This is a genomic window from Natranaerofaba carboxydovora (assembly GCF_022539405.1).
GTDB lineage: Bacteria > Bacillota > Natranaerobiia > Natranaerobiales > Natranaerofabaceae > Natranaerofaba > Natranaerofaba carboxydovora.
In genome coordinates, this window is sequence record NZ_CP054394.1 from 1,703,486 (window position 1) to 1,726,202 (window position 22,717).

Annotated in this window: 26 protein-coding genes; 2 read left to right on the forward strand and 24 right to left on the reverse strand. The window is 35.5% G+C overall.

What is annotated here, in order from left to right:
* Positions 1 to 17: 17 nt before the first annotated feature.
* The 18 genes from ACONDI_RS08115 to ACONDI_RS08195 all read right to left on the reverse strand — a co-directional run bounded on the left by ACONDI_RS08115 (position 18) and on the right by ACONDI_RS08195 (position 15,263).
* Entirely contained in the window at positions 18 to 482 is a 465-nt protein-coding gene (locus ACONDI_RS08115) for a CvpA family protein (protein WP_338086493.1), read from the reverse strand.
* A gap of 18 nt (positions 483 to 500) precedes the next feature.
* On the reverse strand, positions 501 to 932 hold the full coding sequence (locus ACONDI_RS08120; RefSeq protein ID WP_241078035.1) for a cell division protein ZapA: 432 nt from the start codon (positions 930 to 932) through the stop codon (positions 501 to 503).
* A 131-nt stretch (positions 933 to 1,063) separates the two neighbouring features.
* A complete protein-coding gene (gene pheT / locus ACONDI_RS08125) occupies positions 1,064 to 3,514 on the reverse strand; it encodes a phenylalanine--tRNA ligase subunit beta (RefSeq protein WP_241078036.1) in 2,451 nt (816 codons plus the stop codon).
* Between the two features lie 27 nt (positions 3,515 to 3,541).
* Complete coding sequence (gene pheS / locus ACONDI_RS08130; protein ID WP_241078037.1) at positions 3,542 to 4,567, reverse strand: phenylalanine--tRNA ligase subunit alpha; 1,026 nt, start codon at positions 4,565 to 4,567, stop codon at positions 3,542 to 3,544.
* A gap of 278 nt (positions 4,568 to 4,845) precedes the next feature.
* Positions 4,846 to 4,950 carry a YqzL family protein gene (locus tag ACONDI_RS15820; protein WP_420848195.1) on the reverse strand — a complete coding sequence of 35 codons (105 nt, stop codon included), beginning with the start codon at positions 4,948 to 4,950 and terminating at the stop codon, positions 4,846 to 4,848.
* A gap of 56 nt (positions 4,951 to 5,006) precedes the next feature.
* Complete coding sequence (locus ACONDI_RS08135) at positions 5,007 to 5,822, reverse strand: TrmH family RNA methyltransferase (RefSeq protein WP_241078038.1); 816 nt, start codon at positions 5,820 to 5,822, stop codon at positions 5,007 to 5,009.
* Positions 5,823 to 5,846: 24 nt separating this feature from the next.
* Positions 5,847 to 6,512: a potassium channel family protein gene (locus ACONDI_RS08140; protein ID WP_241078039.1), complete on the reverse strand. Its 666-nt coding sequence runs from the start codon at positions 6,510 to 6,512 to the stop codon at positions 5,847 to 5,849.
* Positions 6,513 to 6,528: 16 nt separating this feature from the next.
* A complete protein-coding gene (locus ACONDI_RS08145; RefSeq protein WP_241078040.1) occupies positions 6,529 to 7,890 on the reverse strand; it encodes a TrkH family potassium uptake protein in 1,362 nt (453 codons plus the stop codon).
* 31 nt (positions 7,891 to 7,921) lie between these two features.
* Positions 7,922 to 8,275 carry a 50S ribosomal protein L20 gene (gene rplT, locus ACONDI_RS08150; protein WP_241078041.1) on the reverse strand — a complete coding sequence of 118 codons (354 nt, stop codon included), beginning with the start codon at positions 8,273 to 8,275 and terminating at the stop codon, positions 7,922 to 7,924.
* A gap of 29 nt (positions 8,276 to 8,304) precedes the next feature.
* A complete protein-coding gene (gene rpmI / locus ACONDI_RS08155) occupies positions 8,305 to 8,493 on the reverse strand; it encodes a 50S ribosomal protein L35 (RefSeq protein WP_241078042.1) in 189 nt (62 codons plus the stop codon).
* A 50-nt stretch (positions 8,494 to 8,543) separates the two neighbouring features.
* Entirely contained in the window at positions 8,544 to 9,044 is a 501-nt protein-coding gene (infC, locus tag ACONDI_RS08160) for a translation initiation factor IF-3 (protein ID WP_241078043.1), read from the reverse strand.
* A gap of 404 nt (positions 9,045 to 9,448) precedes the next feature.
* Positions 9,449 to 11,356 (reverse strand): threonine--tRNA ligase, encoded by a 1,908-nt coding sequence (thrS, locus tag ACONDI_RS08165; RefSeq protein WP_241078044.1) that lies wholly within the window; start codon positions 11,354 to 11,356, stop codon positions 9,449 to 9,451.
* A 117-nt stretch (positions 11,357 to 11,473) separates the two neighbouring features.
* Positions 11,474 to 12,073 carry a DUF445 domain-containing protein gene (locus ACONDI_RS08170; RefSeq protein ID WP_241078045.1) on the reverse strand — a complete coding sequence of 200 codons (600 nt, stop codon included), beginning with the start codon at positions 12,071 to 12,073 and terminating at the stop codon, positions 11,474 to 11,476.
* A 49-nt stretch (positions 12,074 to 12,122) separates the two neighbouring features.
* A complete protein-coding gene (locus tag ACONDI_RS08175; RefSeq protein WP_241078046.1) occupies positions 12,123 to 13,061 on the reverse strand; it encodes a prenyltransferase in 939 nt (312 codons plus the stop codon).
* 49 nt (positions 13,062 to 13,110) lie between these two features.
* A complete protein-coding gene (locus ACONDI_RS08180; RefSeq protein WP_241078047.1) occupies positions 13,111 to 13,506 on the reverse strand; it encodes a P-II family nitrogen regulator in 396 nt (131 codons plus the stop codon).
* A complete protein-coding gene (locus ACONDI_RS08185; protein ID WP_241078048.1) occupies positions 13,506 to 13,850 on the reverse strand; it encodes a P-II family nitrogen regulator in 345 nt (114 codons plus the stop codon). The genes ACONDI_RS08180 and ACONDI_RS08185 overlap by 1 nt, the downstream gene beginning before the upstream one ends.
* Positions 13,792 to 14,574: a DUF1538 domain-containing protein gene (locus ACONDI_RS08190; RefSeq protein WP_241078049.1), complete on the reverse strand. Its 783-nt coding sequence runs from the start codon at positions 14,572 to 14,574 to the stop codon at positions 13,792 to 13,794. Before ACONDI_RS08190 ends, ACONDI_RS08185 begins: the two co-directional genes overlap by 59 nt.
* On the reverse strand, positions 14,571 to 15,263 hold the full coding sequence (locus ACONDI_RS08195; protein ID WP_241078050.1) for a DUF1538 domain-containing protein: 693 nt from the start codon (positions 15,261 to 15,263) through the stop codon (positions 14,571 to 14,573). Before ACONDI_RS08195 ends, ACONDI_RS08190 begins: the two co-directional genes overlap by 4 nt.
* A 215-nt stretch (positions 15,264 to 15,478) precedes the next feature.
* On the opposite strand from ACONDI_RS08195, the gene ACONDI_RS08200 reads away from it, so the two are divergent.
* The gene (locus ACONDI_RS08200; RefSeq protein WP_241078051.1) at positions 15,479 to 16,516 is read left to right on the forward strand and encodes a potassium channel family protein; all 1,038 of its coding nucleotides are present in this window, start codon (positions 15,479 to 15,481) and stop codon (positions 16,514 to 16,516) included.
* A 26-nt stretch (positions 16,517 to 16,542) separates the two neighbouring features.
* Here ACONDI_RS08200 and ACONDI_RS08205 read toward each other — a convergent pair whose 3' ends face one another.
* From ACONDI_RS08205 to msrB, 5 genes are all read right to left on the reverse strand, one after another.
* Entirely contained in the window at positions 16,543 to 17,139 is a 597-nt protein-coding gene (locus tag ACONDI_RS08205; RefSeq protein ID WP_241078052.1) for a hypothetical protein, read from the reverse strand.
* 36 nt (positions 17,140 to 17,175) lie between these two features.
* Positions 17,176 to 17,832, reverse strand: a complete 657-nt coding sequence (locus ACONDI_RS08210) for a methyltransferase family protein (protein ID WP_241078053.1) — start codon at positions 17,830 to 17,832, stop codon at positions 17,176 to 17,178.
* A 35-nt stretch (positions 17,833 to 17,867) separates the two neighbouring features.
* The gene (locus ACONDI_RS08215; RefSeq protein WP_241078054.1) at positions 17,868 to 18,092 is read right to left on the reverse strand and encodes an SHOCT domain-containing protein; all 225 of its coding nucleotides are present in this window, start codon (positions 18,090 to 18,092) and stop codon (positions 17,868 to 17,870) included.
* 142 nt (positions 18,093 to 18,234) lie between these two features.
* The gene (locus tag ACONDI_RS08220) at positions 18,235 to 20,706 is read right to left on the reverse strand and encodes a heavy metal translocating P-type ATPase (protein WP_241078055.1); all 2,472 of its coding nucleotides are present in this window, start codon (positions 20,704 to 20,706) and stop codon (positions 18,235 to 18,237) included.
* A 287-nt stretch (positions 20,707 to 20,993) separates the two neighbouring features.
* Complete coding sequence (gene msrB, locus ACONDI_RS08225; RefSeq protein ID WP_241078056.1) at positions 20,994 to 21,410, reverse strand: peptide-methionine (R)-S-oxide reductase MsrB; 417 nt, start codon at positions 21,408 to 21,410, stop codon at positions 20,994 to 20,996.
* A gap of 178 nt (positions 21,411 to 21,588) precedes the next feature.
* Between msrB and ACONDI_RS08230 the strand changes: the two genes are divergently transcribed.
* Complete coding sequence (locus tag ACONDI_RS08230; RefSeq protein WP_241078057.1) at positions 21,589 to 21,996, forward strand: YoqH family protein; 408 nt, start codon at positions 21,589 to 21,591, stop codon at positions 21,994 to 21,996.
* Between the two features lie 98 nt (positions 21,997 to 22,094).
* Here the strand turns inward: ACONDI_RS08230 and ACONDI_RS08235 are convergent, their stop codons facing one another.
* Positions 22,095 to 22,697, reverse strand: coding sequence for a DNA-3-methyladenine glycosylase family protein (locus tag ACONDI_RS08235; protein WP_241078058.1), 603 nt, complete (start codon positions 22,695 to 22,697; stop codon positions 22,095 to 22,097).
* Positions 22,698 to 22,717 lie beyond the last annotated feature (20 nt).

The following is a 22,717-nucleotide window of genomic DNA, read 5'->3' on the forward strand; positions in this document are numbered from 1 at the left end:
ATTACACCTCTATTAGTCTAAATAAACATCAAAATTATTTTTGGCCAAAACTCCAGCCAAAATAAAAATACCTGTGATTCCCATAAACTTTCCTGAAAAAATCCCCAGGGTAAAACAAACATTATTGCCATCACTATCATAACCACTATTATTCCTTTGATTAAGCCAAAAGCTCCTCCTAAAACTCTATTCAATGTACTTACAACAGGCAAAAAAGTACTTATACCTATTATTCCACCGACAAAGCTAATTAAAGTCTTGGTAACAAAAAATAATATTAAAAAAGCAGCTATATTTACCAATATACTGCCTTCTAAAAAACCACCTAAGTTTAGCACTTCATTAAAAAAATCACTTAATTCCTGAAAATAAGAAACAGAAATAATATACGCTGCTAATAGTTGTAGCACGCTAAATAACTGGTAAACAAAACCCAGCTTTGCCCCTTGAAAAACAGCAAAAAATATAAGTAAAAAGCAAATATATCAAGCCAGTTAAAATCAGCTACCATTGGCTAAATCTCTTTCGTCCACTAAAGCTAATAACTCCTTATGGTCTTTTTCTAAACGCAGATATTCTTCCGCAATATTCAAAGCTGCAAGTACAGCAATTTTTTGACTGCTTAAGGTTGGATGTTTTTCAAATATCTCAGTCATTTTGTAATCCACAAGTTCTGCAATCTTCTTTATATCTTCCTCTGAAAGATCACCTTTAATACAAAAATCTTCACCAAATATCCTTGCCACAACTTTATTAACCTCTTGTTTTTTGTCTTCTGATGCATCCAATGAACTATCTTTATAATTTTCATCTTGCTGATCTATATTATCACTTTCGTTTTTAATTTCTTTATCACCTTTTATTTCAGGATTTTCAGCTTGATCATGATTATTCTTGTTTTTATTTTTTTTGTTTTTCTTTTTAGAAGGCATAGCTAACCTCCTCCAGACTTATAATAATTAATCTTATTTTTACTCGCCTAAATATTTTATTCGATTAGTTATTCAAAATATCCTTCAAGATATTTATAATGGCGCCCAGCATGAGTGGACGCCATCTTTTCCTATTTCCTAATCTCTGCCCCACATTTATCTTTAAGCTCATTTTCTATAGTATTATATAGATTCTCCACTTCCTCATCAGTCATAGTCCTATCAGGTGCTCTAAACTTCAAGGAGTAAGCAAGGCTTCTCTTACCTTCTGGTATCTGCTCTCCTTCATAAAGATCAAATAATCTAATAGCCTCTATAAGATCCCCACCTGCTTTTTCTATCGTCTCTTCTACTTCACCTGCAGGAACATCTTTAGATACCAAAAGAGCAATATCTCTTAACACAGCAGGATACTTTGGTAGTGGTTTATAAGTTGTTTCTAGATTTGCATTTTGAACAAGTTCATCTATTCTAAGTTCGCAGTAAACCACTCTATTTGTTAGTTCATATTTTTCAGATGCTACCATAGGATGTATTTCACCTATAGTACCTACCTCTTTTCCTTTCAAGTTGATTTTGGCTGCTCTAGTCGGATGATAGCTTGGATGTTCATAAGGCAAAAATTCCATTTCATCTGCCAATCCTAACCTTTGAAACAATAATTCAATAATTCCTTTTAAGTGAAAGAAGTCCGCTTTTTCACCTTCTTTTAACCAGCCCTCTTCTGTTGTTTTGCCCATCATGGCACAGGCAAGCATTTCTCTTTCTTCAGGCAGAGTATTAAGCGGCAGCTCTTCTGTCAAAAACACTTTACCTATCTCAAAAATATGAAAATCTCCTTCGCCTCTATTTTGATTATACTCTAACACCGATAAAAAAGAAGGCAGCATTGTAGTTCTCATTATACTTTGCTCTTCACTTAAAGGGTTAGATATCGGTATCGCTTTTCTTAGAGGGTCTTCATTTGAAAGATTAATACTGTCAAATTCTTCAGGCGATATAAAAGTAAAAGTCAGTACCTCACACAATCCACTTGAAAGCATTGTATCTCTGATGATTTCCTTGATTTTTTGGGGGGCAGTCATCATCCCCTGAGTCAATATACCTTCAGGTAGTGTTGTAGGTAGATTATCATAACCATACAATCTCGTCACTTCTTCTATCAAATCAACTTCAATTTTTATATCCTGTCTTCTGGTTGGCGCAGTTATTTTTAACATCTCGTCTTCTGCGCCTGATTCTCCAACTTCTTCAATACCAAATTGAAGCTTTCTAAAAACATCTTTGATTTCATTGCTACTAATTTTCAAACCTGTAAGTTTTCTGACATTTTCAGTTTTTAACTTAATTTTTTCCGGAAAAGCTTTTACTGGATATTCATCAACTGTACCAGAGACCACTTTGCCAATTCCTAGTTCTTCAATTAATTCTAAAGCTCTAAGTGCAGCATTTAAAGTATTATTTGGGTCAATACCTTTTTCAAATCTCAAGGAAGCCTCAGACCTGAGATTTAGTCTATTTGCCGTTCTTCTAATGTTAATATTATCAAAAGCCGCTGCCTCTAAAAGCATAGTCTTTGTCTCTGGTGTGACCTCGGTATTTAGACCTCCCATAACCCCTGCAAGCCCAATGGCTCGCTCTTTATCAGCTATAACAAGAGCACTCTCGTCCAAAGTCCTTTCCTTCTCATCAAGGGTTGTAAGCTTTTCATTTTCATATGCTCTTCTAACAATTATTTCATCACCAGAAACTCTATCATAATCAAAAGCGTGCATTGGTTGTCCGTATTCAAACATCACAAAGTTTGTAATATCAACAAGATTATTAATAGGTCTAATCCCTACAGCTCTAAGACGCTGTTTTAACCAGGTAGGAGACGGCCCGATCTTTATATCTTTAACGATATGAGCAGTATACCTATTACATAGTTCTTCATCTTTTATATCAACACTCACCATATTTTCTGCTTCGTTTTTATCAAAAGTAACTGGCGGTTTTGGGGGTTCAAAAGGAATGTCTAAAAGCGCAGCTACCTCATAACAAACTCCCATCATCCCTAGACAATCAGCTCTATTAGGTGTCAGGTCAAATTCAAGTATGTAATCATCAAGACCCATAACTTCCACCAAGTCTTCTCCTGCCTCAAGAGCAGGATCAAGTACCATAATTCCTTCTTCACCCTCTTCTGGCAGCAGCCCAAGTTCTTCACTAGAACAGATCATGCCATATGATTTTTCTCCTCTTAGCTTTGCTTTTTTTATCTTAAACCCACCTGGAAGCACTGCCCCTGGTAAAGCTACAGGTACTTTTTGCCCTTTAGCAACATTATCGGCACCACAAACTATATGTAGAGGGTCTTCGCTTGTTCCTGCCTTTACTTCAACAACACTAAGATTATCCGCATTTGGATGAGAAGAGACATCCAAAACTTCTCCAACTACCAAGTTTTCTTTTGATAAATCTTCTACAAAGGGCTTAACTGTTTCTACTTCCACTCCTCCATTTGTTAGCTCCCCGGCTAGTTCATACGGATCAATATCTATATTCAAAAGTTCTTTTAGCCAATTATATGAGATTTTCATCTAACCCCTCCTAAGTTCTATTAAGTATTATATGAACTGTCTAAACATTCTCTTATCATTTGCAAAAAATACTCTCATATCATCAAAGCCATATTTTAACATAGCGATTCTCTCAACACCCATGCCAAAAGCAAAACCTGTTACTTTCTCGGGGTCATAGCCGGACATTTCAAAGACCCTTGGATGTACCATCCCTGCACCCAAAATCTCCAACCAGCCTGTATTCTTGCAAATTCTACAGCCACTACCTTCACATATTACGCAAGATATATCTACTTCAGCACTAGGCTCAGTAAAAGGAAAGTAGCTAGGCCTAAGTCTTATCTGCTGTTTTTCACCAAACATTTGCCTGGCAAAATTAAGTAAAGTACCCTTCAAGTCTCCCATAGTTATAACTTCATCTACAACTAATCCTTCAACCTGGTGAAACATAGGCGAATGAGTAGCATCATCATCTTTTCTATAAACTTTTCCTGTGCAGATAATTCTTATAGGAAGCTTTGGAGCTATCTTCTCCATAGTTCTTGCCTGAATAGGTGAGGTATGAGTTCTAAGTAGAATTTCATCGGTAAAATAAAAAGAATCCTGCATTTCTCTTGCGGGGTGCCCCTTAGGAATATTTAAAGCCTCAAAGTTATAGTAGTCAGTTTCAATCTCTGGTCCGTCTTGAATTGTATAACCCATCCCGAGGAAAATTTCATTGATTTCATCCAAAACTTTGTTTAGCGGATGTTTTTGCCCTTGTTCAATTTTCTTTCCTGGAAGTGTCACGTCTATTCTTTCTTTTTCTAACTTTTCTTTAAGTTCTTTTTCCTTAAGCTCTTCTTGTCTATCTTTTAAAAACGATTCTAACCCGTCTCTTATTTCATTTGCTAGTTTACCTATTTTGGGTCGTTCATCTTCTGGAAGTTGGCCCATTTTTCTTAATATTGTAGTTAAGTTCCCTTTTTTGCCCAAAAACTCAACCCTAATCTTTTCTAATTGGTCTAAATTTTCTGCTGCTGATATTTTATCTTTTGCCTGTTGTTCCATATCTCTTAACTCTTGTTCCATTTAATCCGCCTCCCTATCACAATTGTAATTATGAATCCAAAGCTTGATTTCACTAGAAAAAGCTAACCTCAAAATTAACTTTTTCTAGTGGAATCAATCCTCATATACTAAAAAAGACTTTCGCCATATAAGGAACGAAAGCCCGGTTTCGCAGTAATATAATAATTTACCCAATTAACCCAATAAATACCCTAATTAAGAACTGGCCTAAATAAGTAAAGTGCTTAACTATCATTTAACACTAATAAACAATATATCCAGCGTCAAATATATTTTTATCAAACTAATTCTTTATATATAAGATAGGCCGTTACTGATCCCGTAAGCTTAAATAATCTCCAAAAAAAATCTGCAGTCAACATACCGGGATCCCATCCCTTCATCAATTTGGGTAAATTATATCACAAAACCCAACTCAAAACAAGTTAAATCCCTTATATCATCGGCTTCGATAAACTTCATACATAAGTATAGAACCAGCCACTGCAGCATTTAAAGAATCAGAGTTGGCTGATATTGGTATTTTTATTTTTAACATGTCTAAATCACTGGCCAAAATTTCTTTTGAGATACCCCAACTTTCACTTCCAACTATAATGCAAAGTGGATCTTTTGATAATTCAATATTATAACTGCTTATGTCACCATCAGGCATGGCAGCAATTAATTTGTAACCAGCTTCAGACAGAGTTTCTATCAAATCATTCTCATTTAAGCCTGTATTATTATTACTAAATGGAAGGTTAAAAATTGCACCCATGCTGCTTCTTACTACTTTTTCATTAGTTGTATCAACACTATCACCAGTTACAATAATACCACCAAAATCAAAAGCCACAGCACTTCGCATAAGTGTACCCAGGTTTCCTGGATCTTGAATACTGCTAGTTAGGATCAAGTCTTTTTTTGTCTCAATTATTTTTTCTAGTGAATACTCTTTAACACTAGCACAAGCAAGAATCCCTTGAGGACTCTCTGTAAAAGATGTACTTTTAAATATATCATTATCTACTAGATAACAAAATGTCTCTAACTTACTTAACTCTTTAAAAAATTGGCTGCTTCCATAATTATCTTTGAACTCTTCAGATATGATTACAAATTCCAAATTGATATTATTATTTATAGCTTCTTCTACTAGCTTAACCCCTTCAATCGGGATAAGCCCTAGCTTCTCACGCCACTTTTTTTTGTTTAATTTCCTATAGTTTTTTAGATATTTATTGCTTTTACTTTCTATCTTTTTAATTTCCATATTTGTAATATCACCTGTTTAATACTATATTTCTTCAATTTTTTTAATTTTGTCTTCTTTGCCAACAGCTATTAAAATGTCGCCCCTATTAATCTTCACATCAGCACCAGGAGATACGTTAACTTCATCGTTACAATTTTTTATGGCAAGTACATTTATCCCGTACTTTGCTCTCAAATCAAGTTCTTTTAAACTTTTGTTAGCAAGATTTTCTGTAACTTCTATTTCAGCCAGGCTATATTCCGGTGTTAGTTCAATATGATCCAATATATTTGTACATTCCAAGTTATGTGCAACCCTAACACCCATATCTCTTTCAGGAAAAACTACCCTATCTGCACCTACTTTATCTAGAATTTTGCCATGGTTTTCTGAGTTAGCTTTTGCAACTACCATCTGAACCCCTTGTTCTTTAACAAGTAGTGTCGTCATTATACTAGCATTGATATCGTCATCTCCAATTGCAATAATCACTACATCAAAATTTCTAAGCCCAAGAGATCTAAGCGCTTTTTCATCTGTTGCATCAGCCTGGACAGTGTGGGTAACCTTTTTTGCCATCTCTTCAATTTTTTTCTCTCTGTTATCAATGGCAAGTACTTCATATCCTGTATTAAACAAAGTATTGGCAACGCTCTGGCCAAATCTCCCCATTCCTATAACGGCAAATTGCTTTTGTTTTTTCTTCATTACAAAGCTATCCTCCTCAACCAACCAAGATTTTCTCTTCAGGATAACGAATTCTAGGGTCCTCTCTATCCCTGGCCAAAGCAAATGCTAAAGTCAAAGGGCCTAGTCTACCTATAAACATTGTAATTGTAATTAGTATCTTACCAACATTTGTTAGATCAGGTGTTAGCCCTCTAGACAAACCAACAGTCCCAAATGCCGAAATTGTTTCAAATAATACATCAATAAACTCAGCTTTTTCACTCATAAGTAAAATAAGAGCTACTATGAAAACAGCAAGCAAAGAAATAAAAATTATTGCCACCCCACGTGTAATTAGCTCGAAAGGTACCCTTCTTTCAAAGAAAGAAACGTCTTTTTTCCCTTGTAAAACAGCTATTACAGTAAAAAATAATACGCCAAAAGTCGTTGTTTTTATTCCTCCGCCAGTCGAAGCAGGAGAGGCACCAATAAACATCAAAACCATTACAAAAAGGGTAGTTTGGTTTAGTAACTCATCAGTAGGCAGTACATTAAAACCAGCAGTCCTGGGAGTAGCCCCTGTGAAAAAAGAGGTTAAAATTTTTTCTGAAAATGACAAACCTTTTAATGTTTCAGGGTTATTCCACTCCATAAATATAATGCCAATAAAACCCAGTATTAACAAACCACCGGTTATAGTTAAAGCTGCCTTTGTGTGAAAACTAAACTGAAGCCAGTTTCTATTGTAAAATAAATCAATAACTACTGTAAAACCAAGGCCGCCCACAATGAATAAAAGAGGTATAACTGTTAGAATAACCACATCATCTGCAAAAGGGGTCAAACTTCTAAAGTTTCCAATAAGATCAAAACCGGCATTATTAAAAGCACTAATCGTATGAAAAAGTCCATAATAAAACCCACGACTAAAACCATACTCTACTGCAAATCTACTACCTAGAATTAGTGTCCCTATACTCTGCACCACTACAGTCAAAATAAGAACATATTTTACGATCCTTACAGTTCCAGACAAATCAGTTTGATTTAGTGCTTGCTGTATAACAAGCCTTTCTTTTAAAGATATCCTTTTGCCCAAAATAATAAATATTAGGGTAGCCATGGTCATAAATCCAAGGCCACCCGCCTGGATTAATAACATTATCACAATTTGACCAAATATAGTAAAAGTAGTTCCTGTATCAACCACTACAAGGCCTGTTACACAGACTGCAGATGTTGCAGTAAACAAAGCATCAATTACAGGCAAGGAGCCTTGCTTTACTGTAGCTATAGGAAGACTAAGTAAAATAGTCCCTATTATTGTCAGCGCTAAAAAACCAAAAACCAGCACCTGTGCCGGCGAGAAACTTCTTTTGCCTTTTATCCCATTTGCCCCTTCGTTTCCTTCGTTCATTGGGCTTCACCCCGGTCATATACAAAAAGTACTATGCATTTTTCTTAGCAATATCAACAAGTTCACTGAAAGCTTTTGAGTCGTTAACTGCCAAATCAGATAACATCTTTCTATTTATATCAACACCTGCTTTTTTTAGTCCGTTGATAAACTTATTATATGAAAATCCGTTTTGACGGCATGCAGCACTAATTCTTGTAACCCAAAGCTTTCGAAAGTCTCTCTTTTTCGTGCGTCGATCTCTATATGCATAAACTAAGGATTTCATCACCTGCTGATTAGCCAAGCGATACACCTTATTTTTAGAACGACCGTACCCCTTAGCCATTTTTAATATTTTCTTATGTCTTTTGCGTCTTGTTGTGCCAGTCTTTACTCTAGGCATATATATAACCTCCTTCTACTTCAAAATAATTAAATTAGCTTTTTGATATTTTGCTCATTAGTCTTGTTAACCTGTGCAGTTTTCTTTAATCTTCTCTTTCTTTTCGGGCTTTTCTTTCTCAAAAGGTGACTCCTATTAGCCTGATTTCTCATAATTTTACCATTTTTAGTTTTTCTAAATCTTTTCTTTGCACCTTTATGAGTTTTCATCTTAGGCATTAGTAGATTCTCCTTTCTAACAAAATAAATTTAAACGGTTTCAGGTATTATCATTCCTGTCTTGGTGCAAGAATCATAATCATGTTTTTACCTTCTAGTTTTGGTTTTCTTTCCATTACAGCAAGATCTTTAACTTCTTCGTACATTCTTTGGCAAAGCTCTTCACCTAATTGAGGGTGCGTTACTTCTCTTCCTCTAAACATAATAGTAACTTTAACCTTGTCTTCTTTATTAAGAAATCTTTTAGCATTATTAAGTTTGGTATTAAAGTCATTGTCTTCAATATTAGGTCTAAGCTTCACTTCTTTTACATTGATTGTCTTTTGTTTCTTTTTAGCTTCTTTGTCCTTTTTGTTCTGCTCATACTTATACTTCCCATAGTCCATAATCCTGCACACAGGAGGTTTCGCTCCTGGTGAAACAGTTACAAGGTCCAACTTCTTTTCCCTTGCTAGTTCTAGTGCCTTCTGTGGTTTCATAATCCCTAACTGCTCTCCATTACTATCCACAACTCTGATTTCTTTAGCTCTAATTTGCTCATTCACCGGCAAATCCTTAGAAATATTGTGTCACCTCCCAAAAATATTAGAAAAACTAACTTACAAAAAAAATTATCAAAAATATAAAAAAGAGCGGTTTAGAATTCCCGCTCCTCAAGACAACTAAAATATTTTGCCAAATCTCAAAGTACACCTCCACATAAGCATCTTCTCATGTTATTTTAATACTAATTTAAATCCATGAATGATGAATAAAGAATGCCTGTGGGAAATTTGTTTGGCTAGTCTAGTCATATTTAATCTTATCGACCCTACTAACTACCACTTCAGGCGTTGCAGGGTGAGAAGCGAGAACTTCTTCTTTTGATCTTTTTTATTTATTTTTTAAAAGTTCTTTTACTTTTTATGCACCATTTTAAAGTATATCACTCTATCATGACCAAGTCAATCAATTACTATGCCTTATTTTCAATTTTTTCTAATACCTTGTTTTTTACTTCATCAAAATCTTTACTTCCAAGATCGCCCTCTTCTCTACTTCTAAGAGATACCTGCCCTGTTTCTATTTCATTATCTCCAACGACAAACATATATGGTATCTGCTGCATTTGAGCTTCTCTTATTTTGAAGTTAACTTTTTCATTTCTCGCATCAACTTTTGCCCTTATGTCATTCTCTTCAAGACGCTCTTTTAACTTTTCACAGTGTTCTACATGTCTATCAGCTATTGGTAGTACTATAACCTGGGTTGGAGATAACCATAAAGGAAATCTTCCGGCATAGTGCTCGATCAAAAGAGCAAAGAATCTTTCAAGAGCCCCATAGATAACCCTGTGAAGCATAACAGGTCTATGTTTTTTACCATCTTGTCCTATATAATTAAGTTCAAATCTATCTGCCATTAAGAAGTCTAGCTGGATAGTACCACACTGCCATGTTCTGCCGATTGCATCTTCTAGGTGAAAATCTATTTTAGGACCATAAAAAGCTCCGTCACCTTCGTTTATCTTATAATCTATGCCTCGTTTTGTAAGTACATCTTTTAGAGCATCAGTAGCTCTTTCCCAGATCCAATCTGGACCCATAGCTTTCTCGGGCTTAGTAGATAACTCAACCCTGTAGTTAAAACCAAAGATCTCATAAAATCTCTCGACCAGCTTGATTACATTTTCTATTTCACTCTCTATCTGTTCTGGCAGCATGAATATATGGGCATCATCCTGGGTAAAATTTCTAACCCTCATTAGTCCGTGAAGGGTACCAGACAGCTCATGCCTGTGAACAAGGCCAAGCTCAGCTATCCTAAGAGGTAGATCTCTATAACTATACATACCATTTTTATAAATTAACATAGCACCAGGACAGTTCATAGGCTTTATGGAATAATCATCTTCATCTATCCTGGTAAAATACATGTTCTCCTTATAATGCTCCCAGTGACCAGAGGTTTCCCAAAGTTCTCTGTTTAATATTATTGGAGTCTTTATCTCTTTGTATCCAGCTTTTTCATGTTCTTTTCGCCAAAAGTCTGTAAGTTCATTTAATATTATCATCCCATTTGGATGAAAGAACGGAAAGCCTGGCCCTTCTTCATGTAAGCTAAACAGGTCAAGTTCTTTACCGATTTTTCTATGATCTCTTTTTTTGGCTTCTTCAAGGCGTTCAAGGTATTCATCCAGCTGTCCTTTTTTCATAAAGGAAGTACCGTATATCCTTTGAAGCATAGGTTTGTTTTCATCACCACGCCAGTATGCACCAGCTACTTTAAGCAGTTTTATAGCAGTGTGTTTTACTTTACCTGTTGATGGAAGGTGCGGACCCATACACAGGTCAATGAATTCTCCCTGTCTATAACAGGTGATAGTTTCATCATCAAGGTCTTCAATAAGCTCAACCTTATATTTTTCACCCATCTCATCAAACATTTTAATTGCATCTTCTTTTTTATAAACTTCTCTTTCGATAGGAAGGTCTTCTTTAATAATTTTTTGCATTTCTTTTTCTATTGCTTCAAGGTTTGAATCCGACAAGCTATCATTTAAGTCAAAATCATAATAAAACCCATCTTCAATAGCAGGACCTATTCCTAGCACTACGTTATCAAACAACCTCTTTACAGCTTGAGCTAGGATATGTGAACTAGTATGGCGATATATCTCTTTTCCTTCTTCATCATCAAAGGTAATAACTTCTAATTCCCCGTCCTCTGATAGCCTTTCTTTTAAACCTAGCAAGCTACCATTAAATTTTGCCCCTACTGATTCCTTGTACAATTTGTTGCTAATTGTTTTCACTGCTTCTTTTACTTCTATATTTTCTTCTAACTCTATAGTAGAACCATCTTTTAGAGTAATAGTTAGCATTTTATTTCCTCCTTTGTTCAATAAAAAAACCTCAATCCCCTGAAGGGTACGAGAGGTTTGACACACGCGCGCAAATATTATGGCATTATTATACTCATTAAGTACCTTTTTGTCAAATTATATCAGTCTTAACACAATTAACTGAAATATCCCTATAATAACTCCTAATACACCACCAAATATTTCGATAAATTTAAACTCTTTTTTTGCAATTCTAAAGGTCATATCTTCAACTTCTTCAATGTCGAGCAAAAGGATTTGATTCTCTATCATTTCCCCTACGTCTATCTGATCTTTACCTTCTTTTAATAGCTTATCTATACCTTCTCTTACAGAAGTATTCAAATCATCATTTATAATATTTGTTACTATGCTGGATATCCTTTTCTTAATAGATGATGGTACTATCAAACTCAGTCGTTTGTCTACTATATCTTCTACCTTTGTTTCTGTGAATTCTACCAGGTCAACAGCAGCTTTTTCTTTGTCTATCGAGTCAAGCAACTTGTCCTTAGACATCAGCTCCTCTGCTACAACCTGGCTTACAGCCTTTGCTATATCAGCTTTTCTTCTGCTAAACACTCCCTGGATTTTGAAATTAATAATAGGTATGGTATATGGTACTCTTGGCCAAAATAAAAACTTCAAGACTAAAAAGTTTGTAAACCAACCTATCAACCCAGAGATCACAGGAATAAATAAATATCTCCCATCCATTACTAGGATGCCATCCTTTCAAAGCTTATAATTTGGGGTGTTTTTTGATTTAATATTGTTCTGAGATAGCAGCAAGCACCATAAGTGCACCAATAATTTGATATATTTTTATAGTAGTCGCATTGGCCTCTAGCATCTCTGGAATTTGCTCATGATTTTCCTTTGCAATTTTGTAAGCTCTTATCGCAAGCCTAATACAAACCAAAGGTAACAGCCACAGCGGATTTCTAAAATATATAAACATTAAAATAAAACATAAAAATGCTATAATAAAAAGAGCTTTATAAACAATCAACCCTCGTCTTTTGCCAAGTCTTACAACCCAGTTAAACTTTTTCGCTTTGTAGTCTGCTTCATAATCAGGGTACTGATTAATCCATATTACACTTGCAATAATTAAGCCTATAGGAAAAGAAACAAGGATAACATCAAAGCTTAAAGCACTAGCCTGCACCATGTATGCACCTGTAACCATCAAAGGACCAAAAGTAATACCAATAGCAACTTCACCAAGCCCCCTGTAACATAATTTGACAGGGGGAAGACTATAAAATACTGCCAACAATATTCCAGCTATTCCAATCCACAGGACAAAAAATTCCCGGTAAAAAGTGATATACAAACCTGTCATTATACCAATTGACAAAGTCAAATAAAATATTGCCATGGTTTCTTTTATTGAAAGTAACTTTTGTACAATTACCTTTTTCCCTCCACTAAAAGGAGTGGTTTTATCTTTTTCAACAAACAAATCTGCCCCACTTTGATAGTCAACCACATCATTTAATGCATTTTTAGCAATTTCGATAGAATATATACCTATCAAAGTTATCATTAGCCAGTAAAAACTCAACTCTCCCGTATGGCCAAATGCTAAAGCATTAGCTACTATCAATGGAACAGTAGAAGCTATCCATATCTTAGGGTCAGAAATCTGCCAAAAACCTTTCCAAAAACGTTTTATTTCCATTTTTGAAATTTTCCCCATAATATCCCCTCTGCCCTCTTTTTAGATCTTTAAGATATTTGCCTAATTTTCATAAGTCAAAATCATGATTACTATTACCAATCTTCTCTCTTATATCTTCATCAAGTAAGTGAGTAATACCTGCTACTCTTTTTACTTCTAACACAAAAGTAATACCTTTTCCTGGTTTGTCAAGCTCCGCTTCTTCTATTATAGAATTTAATACCTTATCAACGTCATCTCTAGGTACAAGAGTCAAAATTATATCTTTTTCCGGTTCGATTGTTATCCCAAAGAGTTTAGCTTTTTCGTGAATTCCTGTACCGCGTCCTCCTAATATAGTGCCTCCTTCTGCCCCAGCATTTTTGGAAGCTTCTACCACCAAATGAGAACGACCTTTATTAACAATAGTTATGATAAGATCGAATTTCACTTTACATTCTTTTGTTTTACATTCTTCATTCATTATCCTTCAACCCCCTTTAGCAAGTGAACAATACCATCAATCTTCTTTAAATCCATCACAAACACAATACCATTACCAGGTTTGTTTAGCTCACCCTTTTCCACTATTGCATCAAATACTTCGTCTTCTATTTTATCATTAACAACAGTCAAAACCACTTCTCTATCATCATCTAAGGTAAGTCCAAAAATCTTTTTAAATTCTTTCACACTAGTACCCTTGCCAAGGATCGTAGTCCCACCTTCTGCACCGGCTTTTTTGGCTATATCACATATTTTTTTGGCTTTACCCTTCTTGACTATAGTAATTATTACGTTGTGATTCTTTTTCAAGTTCTCGTTCATTTTGCTTCTCCTTTCTCAAATAAACTAAACCTAAAAGTAAAACAGACAATATAGGAATCAATGCAACTAAAGCAATCATTCCAAAACCTTCAACTAGGGGATCTCTTCCTTCTATTTGGGAAGCAACCCCTACTGAAAAGGCCATGATAAAGGTCACTGTCATTGGACCTGTTGCAACTCCACCTGAATCAAAAGCAATTGAAACAAAGTTTTCTTTTGTAATAAGTGTAGTCGCAAGGGTCAAACCATAGCCAGGAAGTAAAATATACATAAACGGTATACCAAATATCGTCCTTATCATAGCGATAGAAATAGCTAACCCTACACCTAAAGATAATGTCATAAGTAAAACAATTTGTGGTATATAACCAGCCGAAACTTTTTCAACTTCATCACTTAATGCTCTTACAGCAGGCTCTGCAAAAGTTGCCACTGCTCCTAGGATAAAGCCTACAACTATAACAACCCATTTACCCGTATGTTCAATCATTCCTTGACCTAATATCTCCCCAACAGGCAAAAATCCAACATGTACCCCTTGTAAGAAAAAAACTATCCCAACAAAAGTAAGGATTACACCTTTAACCATGTTCAACACTTCCATACGGGGTAATTTCAAATAAACAAGCTGAAAGAATATAAAAAATAAGACCAAAGGTGCCAGAGCTATAGAAACCTCTAAAATTGTGTCTAAAAATCCTTCAAATATAACGACTTCGTTCAACCGTAAATCACCCCCAAAATCATCACACCAATCACCGGTCCAATTGATGCAAGAGCCACAAATCCGAAATTATCTGGTTTGCCACTCTTACTACTTAAAACAGATGTCACACCAACACCAAGAGCTATAATAAAAGGAGCTGTTAGAGGACCTGTAGTAACTCCTCCGGCATCAAAAGAAATAGGCACAAAAGATACCGGTGTAAAGATTGACAAAATAAAAACACCTGTATAGCAGACAATTAAAATATACTTCAGAGGAATATTGAATACAATTTTGATAATAGACATAGCCACAAAAATACCTACCCCTATTGCTACAGTATAAATCAAGATAAAATTAGGTATCGCACCATCCGATACCATATCAATCTGAGATGCAAGCACTCTTACATCTGGCTCTGCAGCTGTCACCAAAAAACCTAGTACAAAAGCATAAATTAGAATAAGACTTAACTTTTGTGTTTGTGGAATCATATTTCCAATAGACTCCCCCATAGGGAGTAAGCCGATTCGTATTCCCACAAGAAAAAATATAAGCCCTAAAACTACAAATATTAATCCAACTAAAAACTGCAGCACTTCTTCAATAGGTGAAGATAGTACGGCTATCATTAATAAAAAAACAACTATGGTTAATGGTAATACAGCCTGCAAAACTTCTAAAGTAATTTCTTTTAGTACTTTCATCTTGTTAGGAACTCCTTTATAACTTTTTGTCAAATTAACCGATTATCTTATTAAGCCACTTAACCTTTTTAATATATTTTTCAACATTTTAATTTTATTACCTTCATCATCCGCGATAATTTTGCTATTTTTGTTTGCGTTGGCTTGTATGTTTTCTAAAATAATAATATAATAAACTCCAAAACAATAACCTTATCATAGGAAAGTGAATCAATATGAATACAACAAATAATGCTTTAAAAATACTGATTTCAATTGTCTCAGTTATTATAATTGGAACAATAGGATACATGCTCCTTGCAGGGCTTGGACCATTAGACGCCTTATATATGACAATTATTACTATATCAACTGTTGGATTTATGGAAGTTGCTCCACTTAGTCAGGCTGCTAGATTATTTACTATTTTTTTAATTATAGCCGGGTTAAGTGTTGCAGCTTATGGCTTTTCTTCTATTGTATCATTATTTTTTGAAGGTGAAATCCAGGAATTAATCAGGAGGAGAAAAATGCAAGACAAAATCTCTAAGTTAAACAACCACTATATTTTGTGCGGAGCAGGAGAAACAGGTTACAGTGTCATTTCACAGTTCAAGCGAAGCGAAGCAAATTTTGTAGTTATTGAAAAAGATGAAGAGATGTGCAGTTCTTTAGCAAATGAAGGTATTTTAACTGTTCAGGGGGACGCAACTCAGGAAAAGATTTTACACAATGCCAACATAGATAACGCTTGGGGATTAATTTCATGTTTATCCAGAGATACCGATAATGTATATACTGTTCTAACAGCCAGACAGCTTAATCCTGATTTACATATAGTCTCAAGAGCCATTAACCGGGGCTCTCATTCAAAACTAAAAAGAGCTGGTGCTAACAATACTATTTCACCAAATGAATTAGGTGGCGCTAGGATGGCTTCACTATTGCTTAAGCCTTCTGTAGTATCCTTTTTAGATGTAATAACTCAGGCAGACGAAATCATGTTAGACTTAGAAGATGTAGTGATATGCGAAAACTCAGAGTTTAAAAATAAACAACTAAAAAACGCTAATATAAAAGAAAAAACTGGACTGATGGTCATAGCTTTAAAGAAAAAAGGTGATGAAGACCTTGTATTTAACCCCAGTCCAGAAGAGTTATTAGAAGAAGGAGACCAAGTTTTAGTTCTTGGTAAACAACAGCAAATAAATCTGTTAAGAAACCTTGCCTGTGACTTAGGAACTAGAAAAAACATAAACAAACGTGAATTGTAGCAAACCAACATTAGATGTGACAGCCATCATTCATACCAAAATTCATCCATATCCCAGATATAAGACGCAGGAAGCCCCGGGAATTCATCAAGTCTACTACTATCAAGTCTATTACCTTTGAAGAATAGATATAATCCTGTAGGGTCTTCTTCATGGGGCAGATAAACCCATACTTCCCTGTTGTTTTCCTCTTCTACTGCTATACTTCTAACAAGAAAAGGTGGCTCACCCAGAATGCCCCTAACAGTAGATATTGATTCGCCTTCAAGAGTTGTAGTTTCGTAGTCAGGGAAATATTCGTCCCATCCAGGATTAGGCCTATGGCTGATCTGTGTTGGGTCTGTCGTCTCCTCTTTTTCCTCTTCTAATCTTGTTATTTCAGCCTGGAGATTCTGGTTTTCTTCTTCAAGGTTAGATACATCTTCTTCAAGTTTGGATATCTCCTGATCCACATGGTCCTCATCCATATAATCCTCTTCTTTTTGAGGTATATCTTCAGCCATCTGACCAGCACCCCAGGCAAAATATAGAACTCCTCCAACTATAATAGCGGTAACCAACGCAGTTATAAGAATTACAAGGCCGTATGCAGGTTTTTTAGGACGCCTGTGTTTATCAACCAAAATATCTCACTCCATGCTAAAATATTTTTAATATAGCTACATATTTTCATAATGATTGATTTCAGTTTGTGCAGGCCACGGTAAAAATCTATTAGTATAATTCATATATTCAATATACTCCTCCCCAAACTCTTCTATCATCTTCTTCTCTTCTTTTTTTGCCAACCGGATGTATATAATAAATAGTATTGGAGCCATTACAATGGTTGTAATAGTAGGCCACTGTATCAAAAAAGAAATTATAACTATAAAAAAACCTGTATACTGAGGGTGACGTATTCGACTATAAATGCCATCTGTTACCAACTGACCATTTCCTTTGTGTATAAGTTTCCACCCTTTGGCTATAATTATAACTCCAATTAATAGCAGTATATTACTACCCGGGTGGACTAGATAAGAAATGCCAGGAACGTCTTCAAGAAATACATACAACAAATGACCATGTTCGTGAGACAAAGGATCCATGACCGGGTATCTGCTTCCAAGCCATGAAGTGAGTAAATATATACTAAACGGGAAACCATACATTTCTGTAAACAAAGCCACAAAAAAAGCACTTAATGAACCCAGGCCTTTCCAATCAGCTTTAGTTTTAGGCTTGAAGATTATAAACAACACAAATAATACAATAGCAATATGCCCTATTACTATAGGCCAAAGTCCATAACCATAGTCCATATTGTGTTCCATATGACTATTCCATCCTCTCTATGATAAAGTTTTTATCATTTAATCAAATTATCCTTCTTATGCTTATATTCTTCCTCTGATATTTCCCCTCTAGCATACCTCTCATTCAAAATATCGAGGGCATCTTTTGGCCTATTCTCAATACTTTGAGTCCTATTATTGTCATTGTTAGACCTAAATAACAGATATATAACAAGCACAACTAAAATAATCGGAATTAACATCCAAAGCCCCATCATACCATGCCAAACACCGTGCATATTTAATCATCACCTTCCTAAATATTATTTTTCTATGCTTTAAGTCTTTAATAATATAGGAAGAGAGATTAAGACAAAAGCACTATGCTCTCTTCCTATATTTTAATTAGTTGGCTATGCCCTGGCCAATTTATTTTTTAATTTAGTCAGATTTATCTTCTTTATAAGATGGGTCTAAATTAACTTTTTTGAGCCTAGTAGAATTTAGCACTACATTTATCGAGCTAGCTGCCATAGCTGCTGCACCAATCATCGGATGGATCAAACCAAAGAACGCAGCAGGAATAGCTATTGCATTGTAGAACCATGCCCAGAAGTAATTTTCTTTAATCTTTCTAAAAGTAGCTCTAGAAAGCTTGATCCCCGAAACAACTGCGCTCAAATCTCCTCTTACAAGGGTAATATCAGCAGCCTCTATAGCTATATCTGTTCCTGTGCCTATGGCTATCCCGATATTCGCTTGTTTAAGGGCTGGAGCATCGTTAATACCATCTCCAACCATCGCAACAGTTCCATATTCATCTTGCAACTTTTTAACCTCATCAACCTTACCATCGGGTAAAACTTCAGCCAAAACTTTATCTATGCCAACTTTTTTGGCTATAGCATCGGCAGTTCTTTCATTATCTCCAGTTATCATCGCTGTTTTCATGCCTAACTTTTCTATCTCTTTAATTGCCTGGATAGAATCTTCTTTTAAAGTATCTGCTACCGCAACAATACCTGCCATTTCACCGTCAACTGCTACCAACATAGCTGTCTTTGCCTCATCTTCCAACCTTTCTAATTCGCTATTCAAGTGTTCATGTAAAACACCGTACTCTACCATAAGTTTTCTACTACCAATAAGAATTTCTTTACCTTTAACTTCTCCTTTTACACCTTTGCCAGTTACCGATGAAAAGTTTTGTACTTCTTCCAATTTAATTTCTCCTACTTTAGCATCTTCAACAATTGCTTGACCCAGCGGATGCTCAGATGATGCTTCAATACTTGCCGCATAATAGAGTACATTTTCTCTACTAAAACCGTTGTAATTAATCACATCAGTAACCTCTGGTTTTCCCTTGGTAATAGTTCCTGTTTTGTCAAAGGCTATAATGTTTACATCCTTCATTGTTTGAATAGCCTCACCACTTCTAATCAATACACCTTTTTCGGCTCCAGAACCACTACCTACCATCAAAGCTGTTGGTGTCGCAAGACCAAGAGCACAAGGACAAGAGATAACCAGCACAGCTATAGTCGCAAGTAGTGCTAATGAAAGATGAGGTAAATCCACAGTAGACCATGGAAAGTTAAAATACTCAACAACTGCAACATGAAAATCGGGAAATAACATCCAAGAAACAAAGGCAGATATCGCTATCAAAATAACTACTGGCACGAAGTAGCCGGTTACTCTGTCAGCAAATTCCTGGATAGGAACTTTCGTCCCTTGAGCTTCTTCAACCATTTTAATGACTTGGGATAAGAATGTATCTTTGCCTACTTTAGTTGCTTTAATATGCATTACGCCCTGCTTATTAATAGTAGCACCAATAGCATCGTCATCAACTCTTTTGTTCACAGGAATAGACTCTCCCGTTGCCATAGATTCATCTACGCTGCTTTCTCCTTTAATTACTACACCGTCAGCCGGAATCTTTTCGCCAGGCTTTACAACCATCACATCCCCAACCTGTACTTCCTCTATAGGAACTTCCTTTTCCTCACCATCTTTTAAAACTCGAGCAGTTTTTGCTTCCATCTCTAGGAGCTTCTTAATAGCCTGAGAAGCCCTCCCTTTAGCTTTTATCTCTAGAAACTTACCTACCATATGAAATGCCATAATTGTTGTAGCCATCTCTATAAACGATGTTATCGGCAGTCCTAGTAATCCTAAAAAGTTTATAGTATATGGAATAGCAGATCCCATTGTTACTAGTGTATCCATATTAGGGCTACCATTTTTTAAAGCTCTCCAGGTAGCTTTGTGAGTTGGAGCTCCGATGATAAATATTACAGGAAAACCTAGCACTGCTATAATAGGAATATAATAAGGAACAGGTGCCACAAACATATGAACCATCATTAAAATCATTACTGCACTAGCAAAACCTACAGACCACCACATACGTTTGGCTGCTTCTTTAATCTTCTCTTCTTCTGGGTCAGTCTCTGTTTGAAGATCTTCATCTACGACTTCATAACCTGAGTCTTTGATAGTTTGCTTTAATTTTGACAAGCTAACATCTGAAGGATCATAGGAAATCAAAGCTTTTTCCGTTGCAATATTTACACTGGCATTTACTCCATCAAGCTTATTTAAGCCTTTCTCTACCCTATTAGAACAAGCAGAACAGGTCATGCCAGATATTTTAAGTTCTACCTTTTTCTTATTTTCTTCTTCTACACTAGCATCGTAACCAGAATCTTTTACTATTTTGATCAATTCATCCTGCGTGATGACATCAGGATCATGTTCAATATAAGCTTTCTCTACTGCAAAATTAACTTGAGCACTTTTTATTCCTTCAGCTTTATTTAGATCTTTTTCTATACGACCTGAACAATTGGCACATGTCATACCTAAAATTTTTAGACTTGTTTTTTTTAAATTATTTTCGGTCATTTCACTCACCTCTTTTTATCTGTCCTATTAAATAGACATACTAGACATACTCTCGCTCCTATTATTTGCCCACCCCCCATGGGGTGGGTTGATTTAAATTTATCATACTATTATACTTTTGTCAAACATATAAATCACTTTTTATATTGTTTTCATCTAGCTATCTCCAATAATATGGGAGGATATAAAAGGTATGGGAGCAAAGGCTAGCTGTTACTATAACATTACTAATCAGGAATTTGAACTTCGTAGTGGAGATTTACATAGCTGAAGGAGTTATTTCTTTCTCACTTTTCCTCTTTGAAATCAAGAGATGCTGAATTGATACAATATCTAAGGCCAGTTGGCTTTGGTCCATCCTCAAATACATGACCAAGGTGGCCACTGCAAATTGAGCATAAAACCTCAGTTCTTATCATGTTATGGGAAGTATCTTTCCTTGTAGAAATATTGTCCTCTGACACTGGTTCAAAAAAACTTGGCCAACCACATCTTGAATTATATTTTGCTTTTGAACTAAATAGAGGATTACCACAACCAGCGCAGTAATATGTTCCTTCTTCTTTATGATTGTAGTATTTGTTTTCAAATGGCTCTTCTGTCCCGCCCTCTCTCAATATACAATAGGATTCCGGCGATAGCTCTTCTTTCCATTCTTCTTCCGATTTTTTAATCTTTTCTTTTTGTTTCTTATCTTGAGACATAATAATCCCCTTCCTTTTGACTATTTCATAATCAATCTTTACATCTAACATTATTTTTTCAAATTTATAATATTTAAATCTTGTTATTTCATCACTTCTCCCATAACCTTCAACTTTTCTGCACTGTTAATACTACAATGCATAAAATATAAGTATAAATGATAAGGAGGTATATAGCGTGGAAAACAGTGAACAGCACAATAACAATGAAAACCAACCTTTTATCTCAACTAACCCTTTATTTCCTACAGGACCAGCTGAAAAACTTTTTATAGCAGGAGCTTCAGCCTTTGAAATAACAACATTTACTCCCCCCGTTCAACGCGTTACTATCTTAGGCATTAACCTGCCGGAACCAGATACATTTGGTCCATATGATAGTTACGTAGCTACCCTTACAGTTCCAGACTCTACCTCAACATTAGCAACATTATATTTAGTGCCCACAGAGGACAGTCAGAATTGGGTAGCCTCAACTTTATTAGATTTTGGTGGGACATTACCATTTATAGATGTTTCCGTTAGACCACAATTAGGGGCTCAGCGTATAGGTGAAATAGTACTTCAGGGGCAAGTATTTTCTTAAAGTTTACTTTTCTAACAAAGAATCGGTATTTACCGATTCTTTGTTAGTGTGAACCTACTATAATCATATTTACATAAACTAACCGCGGGGTACTCCAGCTACAACACATTCATCTCCCAAAGATATAGAGACGCAACTGTTCCATATGGCGAATACCTAGCTCTAATTTCCTTAAATTGTTCCTTAGAAACTTCTTTTAGCCCATATAATTTCATCATACCTTTACGGATACCTAAATCTCTATAGCTAACAACATCGGGGCGTTCAAGGGAGAATATTAATATCATCTCAGCCGTCCAAACCCCCACTCCATAAAGAGAGGATAACTCTTTTATTATTTCCTGATCGGCAAGTTTGTTAAGATTGTCAAAATCCACTTCACCCTCTATTGCCGCTTTTGCTATTCCTTTTATATAGGTTGCCTTTCTTTTTGACATGCCGCAACTTTGGATCGTTTCAATTTCTGTTGACATAATGTTTTCTGGTGTGATAGTTCCAAGTAGCTGATATAGTCTATTTCTAACCGTCGCTGCCGCCTTATTCGAAATCTGCTGACCAACAATACTTATAATCAGGGCTTTGAAGGGATCAGGTACAACTTCTCGCTCTATTATACCCATTTTATCAATAGCTTCTCCTAGTATTTTGTCATTCTTTTTTAAGTAATCTATCTCCTTTTGTCCATATTCAAACACTGGCATCAAAATACACCTCAGTTAAA

Bases quoted from the DNA above. Each gene is read 5' to 3' on its own strand.
- ACONDI_RS08120 (WP_241078035.1), bottom strand. From the start codon at position 932: ATGCCTTCTAAAAAGAAAAACAAAAAAAATAAAAACAAGAATAATCAT.
- pheT (WP_241078036.1), bottom strand. From the start codon at position 3,514: ATGAAAATCTCATATAATTGGCTAAAAGAACTTTTGAATATAGATATT.
- pheS (WP_241078037.1), bottom strand. From the start codon at position 4,567: ATGGAACAAGAGTTAAGAGATATGGAACAACAGGCAAAAGATAAAATA.
- ACONDI_RS15820 (WP_420848195.1), bottom strand. From the start codon at position 4,950: ATGAAGGGATGGGATCCCGGTATGTTGACTGCAGATTTTTTTTGGAGA.
- ACONDI_RS08135 (WP_241078038.1), bottom strand. From the start codon at position 5,822: ATGGAAATTAAAAAGATAGAAAGTAAAAGCAATAAATATCTAAAAAAC.
- ACONDI_RS08140 (WP_241078039.1), bottom strand. From the start codon at position 6,512: ATGAAGAAAAAACAAAAGCAATTTGCCGTTATAGGAATGGGGAGATTT.
- ACONDI_RS08145 (WP_241078040.1), bottom strand. From the start codon at position 7,890: ATGAACGAAGGAAACGAAGGGGCAAATGGGATAAAAGGCAAAAGAAGT.
- rplT (WP_241078041.1), bottom strand. From the start codon at position 8,275: ATGCCTAGAGTAAAGACTGGCACAACAAGACGCAAAAGACATAAGAAA.
- rpmI (WP_241078042.1), bottom strand. From the start codon at position 8,493: ATGCCTAAGATGAAAACTCATAAAGGTGCAAAGAAAAGATTTAGAAAA.
- thrS (WP_241078044.1), bottom strand. From the start codon at position 11,356: ATGCTAACTATTACTCTAAAAGATGGTTCTACTATAGAGTTAGAAGAA.
- ACONDI_RS08170 (WP_241078045.1), bottom strand. From the start codon at position 12,073: ATGGATGGGAGATATTTATTTATTCCTGTGATCTCTGGGTTGATAGGT.
- ACONDI_RS08175 (WP_241078046.1), bottom strand. From the start codon at position 13,061: ATGGGGAAAATTTCAAAAATGGAAATAAAACGTTTTTGGAAAGGTTTT.
- ACONDI_RS08180 (WP_241078047.1), bottom strand. From the start codon at position 13,506: ATGAATGAAGAATGTAAAACAAAAGAATGTAAAGTGAAATTCGATCTT.
- ACONDI_RS08185 (WP_241078048.1), bottom strand. From the start codon at position 13,850: ATGAACGAGAACTTGAAAAAGAATCACAACGTAATAATTACTATAGTC.
- ACONDI_RS08195 (WP_241078050.1), bottom strand. From the start codon at position 15,263: ATGAAAGTACTAAAAGAAATTACTTTAGAAGTTTTGCAGGCTGTATTA.
- ACONDI_RS08200 (WP_241078051.1), top strand. From the start codon at position 15,479: ATGAATACAACAAATAATGCTTTAAAAATACTGATTTCAATTGTCTCA.
- ACONDI_RS08210 (WP_241078053.1), bottom strand. From the start codon at position 17,832: ATGGAACACAATATGGACTATGGTTATGGACTTTGGCCTATAGTAATA.
- ACONDI_RS08215 (WP_241078054.1), bottom strand. From the start codon at position 18,092: ATGCACGGTGTTTGGCATGGTATGATGGGGCTTTGGATGTTAATTCCG.
- ACONDI_RS08220 (WP_241078055.1), bottom strand. From the start codon at position 20,706: ATGACCGAAAATAATTTAAAAAAAACAAGTCTAAAAATTTTAGGTATG.
- msrB (WP_241078056.1), bottom strand. From the start codon at position 21,410: ATGTCTCAAGATAAGAAACAAAAAGAAAAGATTAAAAAATCGGAAGAA.
- ACONDI_RS08235 (WP_241078058.1), bottom strand. From the start codon at position 22,697: ATGCCAGTGTTTGAATATGGACAAAAGGAGATAGATTACTTAAAAAAG.